This is a genomic window from Pseudomonas sp. AC355, assembly GCF_979258205.1.
The window spans coordinates 3,365,049-3,381,635 of record NZ_OZ409843.1; the positions used below are offsets into that span (position 1 = coordinate 3,365,049).

The following is a 16,587-nucleotide window of genomic DNA, read 5'->3' on the forward strand; positions in this document are numbered from 1 at the left end:
CCGCTTTTCTTAGCTGTGTGTCAGCCCATGGCCTCTTCGACCAGTTCTATCCAGTGCCGCACCGGCGTGCGACCGGCGCCGTCGAGGTGGGTCTGGCAGCCGATATTGGCAGTGACGATGACCTCTGGCTTACCGCTTTCCAGCGCATTGAGTTTGTTGTCGCGCAGCTGTTTGGACAGCACGGGCTGGGTCAGCGAATACGTCCCGGCCGAACCGCAGCACAGGTGGCCATCGGGCACATTGGTCAAGTGGAAACCAAGCCGCACCAGCACATCTTCGACGGCGCCGCCAAGCTTCTGCGCATGCTGCAAGGTGCACGGGCAATGGAAGGCCAGGCGCATGCCGCCATCGATCTTCAATTGTTCCAACGATTCGCCACGTAACACCTCGACCAGATCTTTGGCCAACGCACTGACCCGCTCAGCCTTGCTGGCATAGGCAGGATCACCCGCCAACAAGTGGCCGTAATCCTTGACGAAAGCACCGCAGCCACTGGCGGTCTGCACGATGGCTTCGGCGCCGGCCTCGACCGCCGGCCACCAGGCATCGATGTTTTGCCGGGCACGCAGCAAGCCTTGTGCCTGGGCATTCAAGTGATAGTCGACAGCGCCGCAGCAGCCCGCCTCACGGATCGCCGCGACGCTGATGCCAAGGCGATCCAATACCCGTGCAGTGGCTGCATTGGTGTTCGGCGACAAACTCGGCTGCACGCAACCTTCGAGCATCAATACCCGCCGCGAATGCTGGTTTACCGGGCGCGGCTTGGCGATGCGAACCTGGCGCGGCAACTTGTTTTTCAGGCTGGCCGGCAGCAGCGGGCGGAACACCTGGCCCGCCTGAGTCAGCGCCTTGAACAGGCCCGGGCGCGGTACCAGCAGCCGCAGGCTCTCACGCAACATGCGCTCGGAAAATGGCCGCGGCACCGCCTGCTCGACCATGGCGCGGCCGATATCCAGCAGGTTGTGGTACTGCACACCGGACGGGCAGGTGGTCTCGCAGTTGCGGCAGGTCAGGCAGCGATCCAAATGCTCCTGCGTCTTGGCCGTAACCTCGTTGCCTTCGAGCACCTGCTTGATCAGGTAGATGCGCCCGCGCGGGCCGTCCAGTTCATCACCGAGCAACTGATAGGTCGGACAGGTTGCGTTGCAGAAGCCGCAGTGCACGCAGGCGCGCAGAATGCTTTCCGCTTCTTCGCCGCGTGGCAGTTGCAGGGCCTGTTCACTCAAATGGGTTTGCATGGCTAAACCTCTGCGTACAGGCGGCCGACGTTGAAAATCCCTTGCGGGTCGAGCTGGGCTTTCAACTGCCGGTGGTAACGCAGCAACGGCGTGGCCAATGGCTGGAACGGGCTGTCGCAGTAGCCGGCCGTGAAACAGGTGGCATGACCACCAACGGCCATGACTTGCTGACGGATATGCGCAGCCTCGGCCGTGGATTTCAGCCAGCGCTGCGCACCGCCCCAATCGATCAACTGCTCGCCCGGCAGTTCCAGCGCCCGGCAATTATTCGGCACGGACACACGCCACAGCGGACGCGGATCAGCGAAAAAATCCAACCGCTGCTCGTTAAGATCGCGCCAATAGGCCGCCTCCAGTAGCTCACCCCCGAGACGCTGACGGGCTGCTGCCACCGAGCCTTCACCGCCTTCCAGGCGCAGGTGCAGGACACGGCCATCATGGCTGGCGGCGCTGATCGGCAGCGGCTGCAGGCCCCACTCGGCGAGTTTTTGAAGCGCCGTGAGCGCGTCCATTTCCAGGCGCAGGCTGACGCACTGGCGGGGTTTGGGCAGCACCTTGAGCGACACCTCGGTGATCACCCCCAGGCAACCAAAACTGCCAGCCAGCAAGCGCGACAGGTCGTAACCGGCGACGTTTTTCATCACCTCGCCGCCAAAGCGCAGTTGCTTGCCAAAGCCGGTAATCAGCCGTGTACCCAACACCAGATCGCGCACCGCGCCAGACCAGGGACGCCGTGGGCCGGACAAACCCGCGGCGACCATGCCACCGACCGTGGCGCCTGATGAGCCTGCAGCGGCAAAACGCGGCGCCTCGCAGGTGAGCATCTGCCCCGCTTCCTCCAGCGCCGCCTCCAGCTCGGCCAGCGGCGTGCCGGCGCGGGCGGTGATCACCAGTTCGGTCGGGTCATAGCTGACGATACCGCGATGGCTGCGCGTATCGAGCACCTCACCCTCGACCTTGCGGCCGAGAAACGCCTTGCTGTTGCCGCCCTGGATGCGCAACAGGGTGGAAGTGTTGAGGGCGTGATTGACCTGCTCCAGCAGCGCCGCACTGGCGTCGATGTCCTGAGACATGCCCATCAGAAGCGCTCCAATTCGGGAAATGGCAACTGCCCGTGGTGAACGTGCATGGCGCCGAATTCGGCACAGCGGTGCAGGGTCGGAATGTTCTTGCCGGGATTGAGCAGGCCACTCGGGTCGAAGGCCGCTTTCACCGCGTGGAACAGGGTCAGCTCGTCACTGTTGAACTGCGCGCACATCTGATTGATCTTCTCGCGGCCGACACCGTGCTCGCCGGTGATGCTGCCGCCGACCTTGACGCAGAGCTCGAGGATCTTGCCGCCGATGGCCTCGGCGCGCTCCATCTCACCGGGCTGGTTGGCGTCGAAGAGAATCAGCGGGTGCATGTTGCCGTCGCCGGCATGGAACACGTTGGCCACGCGCAGGCCGTACTCCTCGGAGAGTGCGCTGATGCCCTTGAGCACCCCGGGTAATTCACGGCGCGGAATGGTGCCGTCCATGCAGTAGTAATCCGGCGAAAGGCGCCCGACCGCCGGGAAGGCGTTCTTGCGCCCAGCCCAGAACTTCACCCGCTCGGCTTCATCGCGGGCCTGACGCACCTCGGTGGCGCCGGCCTTTTCCAGCACCGCCCGAACGAGCGCGCAATCATCGTGCACATCGGCTTCGACGCCGTCGAGCTCACACAGCAGAATCGCTTCGGCGTCGACGGGATAACCCGCATGAATGAAGTCTTCGGCGGCGCGGATGGCCAGGTTGTCCATCATTTCCAAGCCGCCGGGAATGATCCCCGCAGCGATGATATCGCCCACCGCACGACCGGCCTTTTCCACCGAGTCGAAACTGGCCAGCAGCACTTTGGCCACCTGCGGCTTGGGCAGCAGCTTGACCGTCACCTCGGTGACGATACCGAGCATGCCTTCGGAGCCGGTGAACAACGCCAGCAGGTCGAAACCTGGCGAGTCCAGCGCGTCAGAACCCAAGGTCATCGGCTCGCCTTCGACCGTGAGCACCTCGACCTTGAGCAGGTTGTGTACCGTCAGTCCGTACTTCAGGCAATGCACACCGCCGGCATTCTCGGCCACGTTGCCGCCGATGGAACAGGCGATCTGCGAGGACGGATCCGGGGCGTAATACAGATCGAACGGCGCGGCGGCCTGGGAGATCGCCAAATTGCGCACACCGGGCTGCACCCGGGCGAAGCGCCCGGCCGGGTCGATCTCGAGAATTTTATTGAAGCGCGCCATCACCAGCAGTACGCCCTTCTCCAGCGGCAATGCGCCGCCGGACAAACCCGTACCGGCACCCCGCGCTACCACCGGCACCTGGCGGCGATGACAGAGTTTGAGCAGCGCCTCGACCTGCTCCAGACGCTCAGGCAGCGCCACCAGCATTGGCGTGGTGCGATACGCCGACAGGCCATCGCACTCATAGGGTTTGAGGTCTTCCTGGGCATGCAGGATGTGCAGATCAGGCAAGCTGGCGTGCAACTCATCCAGCAGGGCCGCTTTGTCGACACTGGGCAGTACGCCGTCAACACGTTCGTCGTACAGAATGCTCATGGCAGGCTCATTCAGGCAGCGTTGTTGTTATAGGCATGCCGGGCATCGAGGCCCAGGCTGCTGGTGCGTGCTGCATGTTTAGCCCCCGGATTGCCGAGCGTCCACCCTAAAAACCACTGGTACGACCAGTTTCTTTCAGCAGACTTTCGAAGCAAATATGCCGTAGAGCCTTTAAATACTGACCAATAGGCCTATATTCAAAAAATTCCGAGCAGCTCGAAACGACTGGTCATACCAGTAAAAGGTGAGCGCATGACAGAACCCAACACCCCCCGCCGGCAGGTCAGCGACGTGGTGGCCGAGCGCATCGAGCGGCTGATCGTCGATGGCGTGCTCAAGGTGGGCCAGCCGCTACCGTCGGAACGCCGTCTGTGCGAAAAGCTCGGCATCTCACGGTCGGCACTGCGTGAGGGGCTGCAGGTTCTGCGCGGCCGCGGCATCATCGAAACCGCCCAAGGTCGTGACTCGCGAGTGGCCACACTCAATGGCCCGCGCGATGCCAGCCCGCTGATGCACCTGTTCAGTTCGCAACCGCGTACGCTGTTCGATCTGCTCGAGGTACGCGCACTGCTGGAGGCCGAGTCGGCACGCCTGGCGGCGCAGCGCGGCACGGACGCTGACTTCGTCCTGCTCACCCGCCGCTACGAGGAAATGCTCGCCGCCCACAACGCCCCGCAGGCTTTCGAGCCGCGTGAACAGGCGCGTCTCGACCACGCCTTTCACCTGGCGATCTGCGAGGCCTCGCACAACCCGGTGTTGCTGCACACGCTGCAATCACTCACCGACCTGATGCTCAATTCGGTGTTCGCCTCGGTCAACAACCTCTATCACCGGCCCTTGCAGAAGCGCCAGATCGACCGCCAGCACGCGCGCCTGTACCACGCGGTGATCGAGCGCCTGCCGGAACAGGCGCAACGTGCTGCCCGCGAACATATCCACAGCATCCGCGACAACCTCAAAGACATCGAACAGGAAGAGCAACGCCTGGTGCGCGCGACCATGCGCCTGGAGGGCTGGTCGTAGCGCGAACCATCGGCGCCTGCCCTGATCGCCCTGGAGCTCCGTGCTAGACTCGCGCGTTCTCAATTTACGACGAATGCTTGCCGTGCCCCACGCCGCCCCTGCCCCTCATTGGCTGACCGCCGACCAGCTGCAGCCAACAGCTGTGCGCGACTGGCTGTTCAATGAAGACTCCCTGACCCGACGCCTGACCGCGCTGTCCCGCGACGGCTTCAGCGTCACCCCGCTTACCGAGGGCTGGCAGCCCCTGCGCAGCGATGAGTGCGCGGCCCTTGGCGTGGCCGACGGCAGTCAGGGCTGGGTACGCGAGGTGTACTTGCTCGGCCATGGCCAGCCCTGGGTATTCGCCCGCAGCGTGGCGGCGCGCAGCGCACTGCAAGGCTCCGGCCTGGCACTTGAGCAACTCGGCAGCCGTTCCCTCGGTGAATTGCTGTTCAGCGACCACGCATTCGCGCGCGGCGCTCTGCAAGTCTGCCAATATCCGGCCGCCTGGCTGCCGGCAGGCAGCGCACAGGAAAAACTCTGGGCACGCCGCTCCTGCTTTCGACGCGGCGACCTGGCGGTGCTAGTCGCCGAAGTATTCCTGCCGGCCTTCTGGCAAGCCGCAGAACAGAGCACACCACCCGTCCCGTCCGTATAATCCGCGCACCTCGCCAGGAGAAACGCACGATGTACACCCGCCTGCTGCAATCACTCAATCGCCTGCACCCTCGCGCATGGGACTTCGTGCAGTTGACGCGCATGGACAAGCCCATCGGCATCTACCTGCTGCTGTGGCCGACCCTATGGGCGCTGTGGATCGCAGCTGAAGGTGTGCCGAGTCTCAAGAACCTGGTGATCTTCGTGGTCGGGGTAATTCTGATGCGCGCGGCGGGCTGCGTGATCAACGATTACGCCGACCGCAACTTCGACGGCCATGTCAGCCGCACCAAGGCGCGCCCGCTGGCCAGTGGACGGGTTACCGCCCGCGAAGCGCTGGCCCTGTTCGCCGTGCTGATCGCCCTCAGCTTTGGCCTGGTGCTGCTGACCAATGCCACCACCGTCTGGCTGTCGTTCGGCGCGCTGGGCGTGGCCGCGCTCTACCCGTTCATGAAGCGCTACACCTATTACCCGCAGGTGGTACTGGGCACCGCGTTCTCCTGGGGCATGCCGATGGCGTTCACCGCCGAGACCGGTAGCGTACCGATGGCCGCCTGGTTGCTGCTACTGGCCAACGTGATCTGGACCGTCGCCTACGATACCTACTACGCCATGGCCGACCGTGAGGACGACCTGAAGATCGGCGTGAAGTCCACCGCTATCCTGTTTGGCGATGCCGACCGGGTGATCATCCTCGGCCTGCAGGGTCTGGCGCTGCTCTGCCTGGTGCTGGCCGGTGCGCGCTTCGAGCTGGGCCTGTATTTCTACTTTGGCTTGTTGGTCGCCGCCGCCTGCTTCGCCTGGGAATTCCACATGACCCGCAAGCGCGAGCCGATGGTCTGCTTCCAGGCCTTCCTGCACAACCACTGGGCCGGCCTGGCAATCTTCATTGGCATCGTGTTCGATTACGCCCTGCGTTAGGATCGCCTGCCGCACAGCTGTCATATCGCTGCAATAATTCCGTTATCTAATGCGCCGCATGACAGTTGAATGAACCGAGGCTCGATCCATGGCTGGCAAGAACATCCTGATCGTCGATGACGAAGCGCCGATCCGCGAAATGATCGTGGTGGCGCTGGAAATGGCGGGTTACGAGTGCCTGGAAGCGGAAAATACCCAGCAGGCCCACGCCATCATCGTCGACCGCAAACCCGACCTGATCCTGCTCGACTGGATGCTGCCCGGCACCTCCGGCATCGAACTGGCACGACGCCTCAAGCGTGACGAGCTGACCGGCGATATCCCGATCATCATGCTCACCGCCAAGGGCGAAGAGGACAACAAGATCCAGGGCCTGGAGGTGGGTGCCGATGACTACATCACCAAGCCCTTCTCGCCCCGCGAGCTGGTCGCCCGCCTCAAGGCCGTGCTGCGCCGTGCAGGCCCGGCGGACAACGAGGGGCCAATCGAAGTCGGCGGCCTGCTGCTCGACCCGATCAGCCACCGCGTGACCATCGACGGTAAACCGGCAGAAATGGGCCCCACCGAATACCGCCTGCTGCAATTCTTCATGACCCACCAGGAGCGCGCCTATACCCGCGGCCAGTTGCTCGACCAGGTGTGGGGCGGCAACGTGTATGTAGAAGAACGTACCGTCGACGTGCATATCCGCCGCCTGCGCAAGGCGCTCGGCGAAGCCTACGAAAATCTGGTGCAGACGGTGCGCGGCACCGGTTATCGTTTCTCCACCAAGGGCTGACCGTAAGCCTGCAACGCACATGACAGGGACACGCTGGCGGATGAACGAAACGTGACGAGCCACTGGCGTGGCGCCATAACCCGCCGTTTGCTGCTGCTGGTCGCAGCCTGCCTCACCTTGGGCGTGATCACCGGCCACTATGCCTGGGCACTGGCTCTGGGGTTGGCCATCCACCTGGCGTGGACACTCAGCCAGTTGCTGCGCCTGCACGCCTGGCTCAAGGATCACCAGCCTGACGAGCCCCCGCCCGATGGCTATGGCCTGTGGGGTGAAGTGTTCGACAGCATCTATCACCTGCAACGCCGCAACCAGCGCGCCCGTGGCCGCCTGCAAGCGGTGATCGACCGTGTTCAGGAATCCACAGCGGCCCTGCGTGATGCAGTGATCATGCTCGACAGCAACGGCAACCTGGAGTGGTGGAACAAAGCCTCGGAAACCCTGCTGGGCCTGAAAACGCCCCAGGACAGTGGCCAGGCAATCACCAACCTGATGCGTGACCCACGTTTCAAGGAGTACTTCGAGCGCGGCAATTACCTCGAGCCGCTCGAGCTGCCCTCGCCGGTCAATCCGCGCAAACAGCTACAACTGAACATCACCCGCTACGGCAATCAGGAACACCTGATGCTGGTGCGCGACGTCACCCGGTTGCACCAGCTGGAGCAGATGCGCAAGGATTTCGTCGCCAACGTTTCCCACGAACTGCGCACCCCGCTCACGGTCATTTCCGGCTATGTGGAAACCCTGCAGGACAACGTCGAAGAGATCAATCCGCGCTGGCGTCGTGCCCTGCAGCAGATGCAACAGCAGGGCGCGCGCATGCAAGGTCTGCTCAACGATCTGCTCCTGCTGGCCAAACTGGAAGCCACCGACTATCCGTCCGATAATCAACCGGTGCCGGTCGATCTGTTGCTGCAGTCGATCAAGGCCGATGCCCAGGCGCTGTCCGCCGAGCGCAACCACCGCATCAGCCTGGAAGCCGATGCTGGGGTCAGACTCAAGGGCAGTGAGCCGGAGCTGCGCAGCGCCTTTTCCAACCTGGTGTTCAACGCCGTCAAATACACGCCGGCAGAAGGCGAGATTCGCATTCGCTGGTGGCAGGACGAACAAGGCGCGCACCTGTCGGTACAAGACACCGGACCAGGCATCGAGGCCAAACACCTGCCACGCCTGACCGAGCGTTTCTACCGGGTCGACTCCAGCCGAGCCAGCAACACCGGCGGCACCGGCCTCGGCCTGGCCATCGTCAAACACGTGCTGCTGCGACATCGTGGCCAGTTGGCAATTACCAGCGTGGTTGGCAAGGGCAGCCTGTTCACCTGCCATTTTCCGGCGACTCAGATAGCGCAGCGCGACCGCTAAGTCTTTAGGCCTATTGCAAAGCACTGCCCCAAGCCCCACCCTTTAGCAATATCTGGTCACACGAAACCCCCATGGATCCCTCTACGAGCGTCTCCTTCTCATCCTATTTCGCCGATTTCGGCCTCGTTTTGTTCGCCCTTCTCCTGGTTCTACTTAACGGTTTCTTCGTCGCCGCCGAGTTCGCCATGGTCAAACTACGGGCCACCAAAGTCGAAGCACTGGCCCAGGAGAACGGCTGGCGCGGGCACATCCTGCGCACCGTGCACAACCAGCTCGACGCCTACCTGTCGGCCTGCCAGTTGGGCATCACTCTGGCCTCCCTCGGCCTTGGCTGGGTCGGCGAGCCGGCTTTCGCTCACCTGCTCGAACCGCTGCTGACCTCAATCGGTATCGAATCGCAGAAGCTGATCCACGGCATCGCCTTCTTCACGGCCTTCTTCATCATTTCCTACCTGCACATCGTGATCGGCGAACTGGCGCCCAAGTCCTGGGCGATCCGCAAGCCAGAGCTGCTGTCGCTGTGGACGGCAGTTCCGCTGTACCTGTTCTATTGGGCCATGTACCCGGCGATTTTCCTGCTCAACGCCAGCGCCAACGCCATCCTGCGCATCGCCGGCCAGGGCGAGCCAGGTGGGCACCACGACCACCATTACAGCCGTGATGAACTCAAACTGATCCTGCACTCCAGCCGCGCCAGCGACCCCTCCGATCAGGACATGCGTGTGCTTGCCTCGGCCGTGGAGCTGGGCGAACTGGACGTGGTGGACTGGGCCAATTCTCGTGAAGACCTGGTCTATCTGGAACTCAACGCCTCGCTGGATGAAGTGTTCAGCGTGTTCCGGCGCCACAAGTACAGCCGCTACCCGATCTATGACGAAGCGGCTGGCGAGTTCGTCGGCGTGTTGCACATCAAGGATCTGCTGCTGCACCTGTCGCTGCTGGAAATGTTGCCCTCAACGCTGCGTCTCAGCGAACTGATGCACCCGCTGGAGAAGGTCAATCGAAACCTGCCGCTCTCCGAATTGCTGGAGCAGTTTCGCAAAGGCGGCGCGCACTTCGCCTTGGTCGAAGAAGCCGACGGCAAAGTAATTGGCTACCTGACCATGGAAGACGTACTTGAGGCACTGGTCGGCGATATCCAGGACGAACACCGCAAAACCGAACGCGGCATACTCGCCTACCAGCCGGGCAAACTGCTGGTACGCGGCGACACGCCGCTGTTCAAGCTGGAACGCCTACTCGGCGTCGACCTCGATCATATCGAGGCGGAAACCCTCGCCGGCCTGATCTACGAAACCCTCAAGCGGGTGCCCGAGGAAGAAGAATCGCTGGAAGTCGCAGGCCTGCGCCTGATCGTCAAGAAAATGAAGGGCCCGAAGATCCTCCTGGCCAAGGTCATCAAATTGGGTGAGTGACCGGCTCGCGGCCGGCCGAACTCAGTCCTCTTTCGGCACGGGCCGCGGCGCCTGACCGTCATAGTCCCAGATGAACTGACGCGGAATCGGCCCCTTGTTACGCCCACCCTGTTGGGTCTGCTCCCAAGCGTGAGCAAGGATGCCGACCGAACGCGACAGGCAGAACAGCCCGCGCGCCAGGGGTGCCGGAAAGCCCAATTCGGCGTAGATCACCGCCGTGGCGCCATCGATGTTCATCGGAATACGCTTGCCCTTGCGTGCCTGCAGGCGCTCTTCGATACCCCGCGCAATCTGCGCAAAACGCCCACTTACCACACCCTCAGCAGCAGCCTGATCGACAGCTGCCAATAGCGGCGCCGAGCGCGGATCGACCGGGTGGAAACGGTGGCCGAAACCGGGGATGAACTTGCCATTGATCTCAATGAAAGCGTCCAGAACGGCGTCGGTAGCCTGCTCCTGCGCAACGCCCGCCTCCATACGTGCGGCGATCTCCTGGTAGAGGCCAACGGCTTGCTCGCCAGCACCTCCATGCACATCGCCGAGCACGTTCAGCGCTGAGGCCATGGCGCTGTTGAGGCCCACACCGCAAGTGGTGGCCATACGTGCGATGGCGATGCTCGGTGCCTGTGGGCCATGGTCAACGGCCGACATCAGCGCGGTTTCCAGCAGGCGTCCTTCGGCCGCACTGGGTAACTCGCCACGCAGCATCAGCCAGATCATCTGGGCAAACCCGACATTGCCGATCAGCTCTTCGATGGCATAACCGCGGTAGCGGATCTCACCCGGTTGCATCTGGATGATGGAGGTCGTCCACCACTGCTCACTCATGCGGCGTCCGTCGATGGCGTCGGTCATAGTGCGTGCTCCTCGCGCAGGCTTTGGATCTGTTCATCGCTGTAGCCGAGTTCGGCCAGGATGCTCTCGGTATGCTCGCCAAGCATCGGCGGTGGCGTGCTTACCGACGGTGCCTGATGGTCAATCTTGATGCCGGTGCGCAACAGGCTCACCGGGCGCTCGACACCGGGCACCTGGTCGAAATGGGCAATCATGCCGCGGTCACGAATCTGCGGATGTTCGAGCACCTCCGGCACCTGATAAACCGGCCCGGACGGCACACCCGCCTCTACCAGCAAGGCCCACCACTCGTCCGCCGGGCGCGCCAGCAGCGCCTCCTCGAGCAGGCGGGTCAGCTCGGCGCGGTGTTGCAGGCGGGCCTGACGCTTGGCGAAACGCGGATCGGCGATCAACTCATCGCGCCCCACCACTCGGCACACCGCCTCGAATTGTTCCTGCTTGTTGGCGGCGATATTCAACGGCCCGCTGGCAGTACGGAAGGTACCCGACGGGCTGGCGGTGACGTTGTCGTTACCCATCGGCTGCGGTACGCGACCGGCGACCAGGAAGTTCGACACCGCCCAGCCCATGGTGGCCAGAGAGGCTTCGAGCATGGAAATATCGAGGAAGCAGCCCTCGCTGCGCTGATGGTCGGCCAGCACGCTGGTGATGGCGAACGCAGCGGTGATACCTCCGACGGTATCGGAGATCGGATAGCCCACGCGATACGGGGCATTCTCCGGCGCACCGGTGATGCTCATCACCCCAGACATACCCTGGATAATCTGATCGTAGGCCGGCAGGTCATGCAGCGGGCCGTCCTGGCCGAAACCGGAAATGGCGCAATAAATCAGTTTGGGATTGACCGCCTTGAGCGTTTCGTAACCCAGGCCCAGGCGCGTCATTACCCCGGGGCGGAAGTTCTCCACCAGCACATCGGCACTGTCGACCAGCTTGAGGAACACCTCGCGGGCCGAGGCATTCTTCAGGTTCAGAGTCAGCGAACGCTTGCCTGGATTCTGCGCCAGGAAGGACACCCCCATGAGTTTCTGGTTGAGCTCGGCATCGGCTCCCAGTTGGCGGGCTAGGTCGCCGCTGCCAGGCACCTCGACCTTGATCACGTCAGCGCCCATATGGGCCAGTTGATGGCAACAGAATGGACCGGCCAATACGTTGGTCAGATCCAGCACACGGATGCCTTTCAGCGGGCTGATCATGCCGACAAACTCCTTTAACGAGACATTATTATTCTACTAGATAGAACTAGTTTCCATTATATAGAATATCGACGCGTGTTCAACGCATCACTGCAGCTCCCCCCACCCGCTGGATTAGAATGGGCGGATTCGCCCGCACAGGAATGCCCCATGACCAAGAACCGTGTCGAAGCCGTCGACCGCGCACTGTCGATCGTCGGCGCTTTCGCCAATGGCCCGAGCCGCCTCAACCTGCGTGACCTGGCCGAGAAGACCGGCCTGTACAAGAGCACCATCTTGCGCCTGTGCGGTTCGCTGGAGCACTTCGGTTACCTGGTGCGCGACGAGCATGGCGCCTTTCGCCTGGGCCCGACCATCGGCCAACTTGGCTCGCTGTATCGCCGTGAACTCGGTGACCTGATTCGCCCCTCGCTGCGCCAACTGGCCGATGACCTCAACGAAACCGCCTCCTTCTATGTGCGTGAAGGTGAGGTGCGGGTTTGCCTGTTCCGCCACAACTCGGCCCAGGAAATCCGCCACCACCTCGAAGAGGGTGTGCGCCTACCGCTGCGTATCGGTGCGGTTGGCCAGGTATTACTGGCCTTTGCCGACGAGCCCGGCGAACTGTTCGACATGATTCGCCAGCGCGGTCACCATGTGTCCCTGGGCGAGCGTGCCCCGGATGTGGCGGCAGTAGCCGTGCCACTGTGCCTGCCCAATGGCACGGTGCGCGGTGCGCTGTCGGTGTCCGGCCTGAAAAGCCGCTTCACAGAAGACTTCCAGGCGAGCGCCGTGCAGCGCCTGAAGCAGGAAGCCGCCGGCCTCGCAGCCCTGATCGAAAACAGCTGACCGGCTTCAGACCGGGCAGCCTTTCGCACGCAGTAGCGCGTTGAAGCGCTCTGGATCGGCATTGCCCTGCTGATTGGTCTGGCGGATGCGTGCTTCCTTTTCGGCATGCGCCAGTACCTGGGGCAGCAGGCTGGCCAGGCGCGCGGCGGGAATCGCCACTACGCCATCGGCATCGCCGAGAATCAGGTCGCCCGGCGACACCATCAGTCCCGCACAAGAAACCGGCACGTTGACTTCACCCGGCCCCTCTTTGCTCGGGCCACGATGCACGTGCCCCAAGGCATATACGGGAATCTCGCCTTCGGCCCACTCCGCCACATCGCGGATCACGCCATTGACCACAAAACCACCCAGGCGCTTGGTCAGGGCCGAGGTGCGCATCAAGCCGCCAATCACCGCCTGGGTCAGGTCGCCAGAGCCGTCGATGACGATTACATCGCCTGGCTCGGCCATCAGCATCGCCTTGTGGATCATCAGGTTGTCGCCCGGGCGCACGCGCACGGTCACGGCAGGCCCACACATCACGGTGTCCAGCGAACCGTGGTAAGCACGCAGGCCAAGGCCACCGACCGCGCGGCCCATGCAATCACTGACATGGGCGACCGGGACACTGCGAAACGCCTCGACCAGTGCCGGATCGGGTGACGCAGCACGCTCGTTGACAGCAAAACCTGCAGGCCAGGTGGGACTTGATTGACTCATGATGCGGACTCCTCGAAGGGCAAAATATGGGCATTGACGCAGGCGTTGCGCAGCACCGGCTCGGCATTCAGCCAAGCCAGCACATGGCGCGCCGCGCCCTCGGCCATGGCACCCAGCGCATCGGGCGTGGAACCGCCGATATGTGGGGTCATGACGATATCGGGGTGAGCGAACAGCGGATTGCCGGGGAGTAACGGTTCCTGGCAGAAGGTATCGAGACCAGCAGCGGACAGTTGGCCGCTGGCCAGGGCATTGAGCAGGGCCGCTTCATCGACCAACTCACCACGGGCGGTATTGATCAGCAGAGCACCCGGCCGCAGCCGAGACAACTGGGCATGCCCGAGCAAACCGTGGGTCGCCGGGGTCAGCGGGCAGTGTAGGCTGAGCACATCGCAGTCGGGCAGGAGCGCATCCAGCGAACGGCGCACGTCAACGCCAGCCAGCGGGCTGACGCCGCCCAACGCGGGATCGAACGCCAGCACGCGCATATCCAGGGCCAGCGCCACACGGGCCACGCGCTGGCCGACATTGCCGAAACCAACCAGCCCCAAGGTGCGCCCGGCCAGTTGCTGGCCATCACCGGCACGCAGCCACTTTCCGGCGCGAATCTCACGGTCGAAGCGGGCGATGCGCCGCGCGGCGGCCAGCATCAGGCCGATGCTCAGCTCGGCAACCGACTGGGCGTTGGCCGCCGGCGTGACGAACACCGGGATGCCCTGCCGGCTGGCGGCCTCGACGTCGATATTGCTCACGCCCACACCATGCTTGGCGATCACCTTCAGGCTCGGGCAGGAAGTCATCGCAGCTGCGTCCAGGGTCATGGTACGAGAGATGATGCCGTCCACTGCCTCGCTGGCCAGCAGGCGCGCAATCGCCTCGGCGTCAGTCTGATCCTCGACGAACAGCAACCGGCATCCAGCCTGTTCGAGCACCTCGATACCGGCAGCAGCCAGCGTCGGTGCGGTGATGAGAATGGTGTGGGGCATGCTGGGCACCGTCCTGTGAGTAGATGGTGGGGATTATTGACAGGCAAAATGATGAAGTCTATTTTCCGTTTTTAATCAAATAATAACTCTGAGTAATCAATGGACTTGCGTGACCTGCGCTACTTCGAAACCATCGCCGACAGCCAGAACATGCGTCAGGCCGCCGAGCGCCTGCACGTCACTCAGCCGGCGCTGACCAAGTGCATCCACCGCCTGGAAGAACAACTCGACGCCGAGCTGTTCGAGCGCATCGGCCGTGGCATTCGCCTGACCGCCGTCGGCCAGGTGCTGCTGGCCAGGGCTCGCTACCTGCGCAATGCCATGGAAGAAACCCGCCGCGAAGTACGCGACTTCGCCCAGGGCATTGCCGGGCATGTGCGCATCGGCGCGGCCGCGACCGTGGCCCAGCATTTGCTGCCGACGCTGTGCCGCGAACTGCTGGCCCAGGCCCCGCAGGTAACCCTGGAAATCGTCATCGGCATGAACGATGTACTGCGCGAATCCCTGCGCAGCGGCCAGCTCGATCTGATCGTCGGGCCGCTTCCGGACAACGACGAATTCGCCACACAGCCGATCGTCGAGGACGAGGTGGTGGTGGTCGCCACCCGCAGCCACCCGCTGATGAACAGCACGGTCAGCCTGCGCCAGTTGTGCGAGTACCGCTGGGTGCTGCCGGCGGCCACGGTGGCGACTCGGCATTGGCTCGACCGCGCCTTCGAGTCGCACGGCCTGGCCAAGCCGAATGTGCAGATCGAAGCCAACTCGATCATCCTGCTGCCACGCCTGATCGCCGAAACCGAGCTGCTCAGCTTCATCTCCCGGCGTAACCTTGGCCCCAGCGGCGCCGGCGATTCCCTGGCCGAGATTGCCCTGCAAGAAACCACCATGCAGCGGCGCTTCGGCACCCTGTACCGGCACGACGGCTACCTGTCGCCTGCGGCCCAGCATCTGCTCGGCCTGCTCAGCCGGCGCGGCGCACAGATTCTCGATGCAGCGCATTGAGCACACATATCGAACGCCGGCATGCCGGCTATCAATCACCGCTGACATGACAACGACCAGCGCCGCCAGAGACGAAACACGCGCTCAGCAAGAAATACCACCAGTACGAAACGCAGCACCTGGATCGCGGTCACCAGCGCCACCGACTGGTTGAGCGCTTCGGCAGTCAGGCTCAGCTCACTGATGCCGCCGGGCATCATGCCGAGCATGGTCGCCGCGACCGGCAGGCCACCGAGCTGCGCCAGGCACCAGGCCAGGCCACTGGTGCCGAGCACCATCAGCACGGTGAACATCAGCACGCGCATCAGGAAGGCTGGCGCCGAACGGAAAAACGGTCGGTCGAAGTAACTGCCCAGTGAGCAGCCCATCAGCCATTGCCCGGCTTCGCCCAGACCCGGCGGCAGGCCGATGTGCAGATCCATCCACACCGCGCACGCCGCGCAGACCAACAACGGGCCGAGCATCCATGGATTGGGCTGGCGCAAGCGCTGCCAAACCCAGGCGACCAAGGCGCCAAGCGGCAACAGCAGGGCCAGCCAGCGCCAGTCGACCGGCAGTGCTGCCGGGGCGCTGGGTGTGGGGATGCCCAGCGTGAACAGCGCCGGGATGCACAACACGATCAGCACCATGCGTAGGCTCTGTCCGGCGGCAACGCGATCCAGCTGGCCGGCGCCGTGGCGCGCAGCCAGATTGATCATTTCACTGGCACCACCGGGCATGGCGGCGAAATAGGCGGTCACCGGGTCGTTGCCGCCACGGCGAAAGATGATCACACCGATCACCGACAGCAGCAGCGTGACCAGGGCGCACAGCAGGATCAACAGCGCGTGACTGCCGACCTGCTCCACCACCTCGCGGGTGAAGTGCAAACCCAGCCCCGTGGAGATGATCCACTGCCCGCATTTGCGCCCGTGAGGGATGTCTTCGATGCGCCATCCGCTGCAGCGCACCAGAATCACCGCCAGCATCGAGCCGACGATCCACGGCAGCGGCCAGCCCACCAGGCTCGCCAACCAGCCGCCGAGCAAGCCGACGAAAGGCGTGGCCAACCAGCGTGAGCCCAGCATGCG

The 16,587-nt window shown here is 63.4% G+C and carries 16 protein-coding genes; 8 read left to right on the forward strand and 8 right to left on the reverse strand.

What is annotated here, in order from left to right; translation table 11 throughout:
• Positions 1-20: 20 nt before the first annotated feature.
• The 3 genes from glcF to glcD are packed head-to-tail and all read right to left on the reverse strand — an operon-like array spanning position 21 to position 3,816.
• Positions 21-1,238, reverse strand: a complete 1,218-nt coding sequence (glcF, locus tag ACZ0AI_RS15930; RefSeq protein WP_463562706.1) for a glycolate oxidase subunit GlcF — start codon at positions 1,236-1,238, stop codon at positions 21-23.
• Positions 1,239-1,240: 2 nt separating this feature from the next.
• The gene (gene glcE / locus ACZ0AI_RS15935; protein ID WP_463562707.1) at positions 1,241-2,317 is read right to left on the reverse strand and encodes a glycolate oxidase subunit GlcE; all 1,077 of its coding nucleotides are present in this window, start codon (positions 2,315-2,317) and stop codon (positions 1,241-1,243) included.
• Positions 2,317-3,816 carry a glycolate oxidase subunit GlcD gene (gene glcD, locus ACZ0AI_RS15940; RefSeq protein ID WP_463562708.1) on the reverse strand — a complete coding sequence of 500 codons (1,500 nt, stop codon included), beginning with the start codon at positions 3,814-3,816 and terminating at the stop codon, positions 2,317-2,319. Before glcD ends, glcE begins: the two co-directional genes overlap by 1 nt.
• 252 nt (positions 3,817-4,068) lie before the next feature.
• Here glcD and glcC point away from each other — a divergent pair, with 252 nt between their 5' ends.
• The 6 genes from glcC to ACZ0AI_RS15970 all read left to right on the forward strand — a co-directional run bounded on the left by glcC (position 4,069) and on the right by ACZ0AI_RS15970 (position 9,948).
• Entirely contained in the window at positions 4,069-4,839 is a 771-nt protein-coding gene (glcC, locus tag ACZ0AI_RS15945; protein WP_463562709.1) for a transcriptional regulator GlcC, read from the forward strand.
• 82 nt (positions 4,840-4,921) lie between these two features.
• Positions 4,922-5,476: a chorismate--pyruvate lyase family protein gene (locus ACZ0AI_RS15950; RefSeq protein ID WP_463562710.1), complete on the forward strand. Its 555-nt coding sequence runs from the start codon at positions 4,922-4,924 to the stop codon at positions 5,474-5,476.
• Positions 5,477-5,505: 29 nt separating this feature from the next.
• Positions 5,506-6,396: a 4-hydroxybenzoate octaprenyltransferase gene (ubiA, locus tag ACZ0AI_RS15955; RefSeq protein WP_463562711.1), complete on the forward strand. Its 891-nt coding sequence runs from the start codon at positions 5,506-5,508 to the stop codon at positions 6,394-6,396.
• 88 nt (positions 6,397-6,484) lie between these two features.
• On the forward strand, positions 6,485-7,174 hold the full coding sequence (gene phoB / locus ACZ0AI_RS15960) for a phosphate regulon transcriptional regulator PhoB (protein ID WP_463562712.1): 690 nt from the start codon (positions 6,485-6,487) through the stop codon (positions 7,172-7,174).
• A gap of 51 nt (positions 7,175-7,225) precedes the next feature.
• The gene (gene phoR, locus ACZ0AI_RS15965) at positions 7,226-8,533 is read left to right on the forward strand and encodes a phosphate regulon sensor histidine kinase PhoR (protein ID WP_463562713.1); all 1,308 of its coding nucleotides are present in this window, start codon (positions 7,226-7,228) and stop codon (positions 8,531-8,533) included.
• A gap of 71 nt (positions 8,534-8,604) precedes the next feature.
• Complete coding sequence (locus ACZ0AI_RS15970; protein ID WP_463562714.1) at positions 8,605-9,948, forward strand: hemolysin family protein; 1,344 nt, start codon at positions 8,605-8,607, stop codon at positions 9,946-9,948.
• A gap of 21 nt (positions 9,949-9,969) precedes the next feature.
• On the opposite strand, the gene ACZ0AI_RS15975 is transcribed toward ACZ0AI_RS15970, so the two are convergent.
• Positions 9,970-10,803 (reverse strand): citryl-CoA lyase, encoded by an 834-nt coding sequence (locus ACZ0AI_RS15975; RefSeq protein ID WP_463562715.1) that lies wholly within the window; start codon positions 10,801-10,803, stop codon positions 9,970-9,972.
• Positions 10,800-11,999 (reverse strand): CaiB/BaiF CoA transferase family protein, encoded by a 1,200-nt coding sequence (locus ACZ0AI_RS15980; protein ID WP_463570037.1) that lies wholly within the window; start codon positions 11,997-11,999, stop codon positions 10,800-10,802. The genes ACZ0AI_RS15975 and ACZ0AI_RS15980 overlap by 4 nt, the downstream gene beginning before the upstream one ends.
• Before the next feature lie 150 nt (positions 12,000-12,149).
• On the opposite strand from ACZ0AI_RS15980, the gene ACZ0AI_RS15985 reads away from it, so the two are divergent.
• A complete protein-coding gene (locus tag ACZ0AI_RS15985; RefSeq protein ID WP_463562717.1) occupies positions 12,150-12,827 on the forward strand; it encodes an IclR family transcriptional regulator in 678 nt (225 codons plus the stop codon).
• A gap of 6 nt (positions 12,828-12,833) precedes the next feature.
• Here the strand turns inward: ACZ0AI_RS15985 and ACZ0AI_RS15990 are convergent, their stop codons facing one another.
• Positions 12,834-13,529, reverse strand: a complete 696-nt coding sequence (locus tag ACZ0AI_RS15990; RefSeq protein ID WP_463562718.1) for an RraA family protein — start codon at positions 13,527-13,529, stop codon at positions 12,834-12,836.
• Positions 13,526-14,515: a hydroxyacid dehydrogenase gene (locus ACZ0AI_RS15995; RefSeq protein ID WP_463562719.1), complete on the reverse strand. Its 990-nt coding sequence runs from the start codon at positions 14,513-14,515 to the stop codon at positions 13,526-13,528. Before ACZ0AI_RS15995 ends, ACZ0AI_RS15990 begins: the two co-directional genes overlap by 4 nt.
• A 99-nt stretch (positions 14,516-14,614) precedes the next feature.
• Between ACZ0AI_RS15995 and ACZ0AI_RS16000 the strand changes: the two genes are divergently transcribed.
• Positions 14,615-15,517, forward strand: coding sequence for a LysR family transcriptional regulator (locus ACZ0AI_RS16000; protein WP_463562720.1), 903 nt, complete (start codon positions 14,615-14,617; stop codon positions 15,515-15,517).
• A gap of 35 nt (positions 15,518-15,552) precedes the next feature.
• Here the strand turns inward: ACZ0AI_RS16000 and ACZ0AI_RS16005 are convergent, their stop codons facing one another.
• Entirely contained in the window at positions 15,553-16,584 is a 1,032-nt protein-coding gene (locus tag ACZ0AI_RS16005; RefSeq protein WP_463562721.1) for an AbrB family transcriptional regulator, read from the reverse strand.
• Positions 16,585-16,587: the final 3 nt, after the last annotated feature.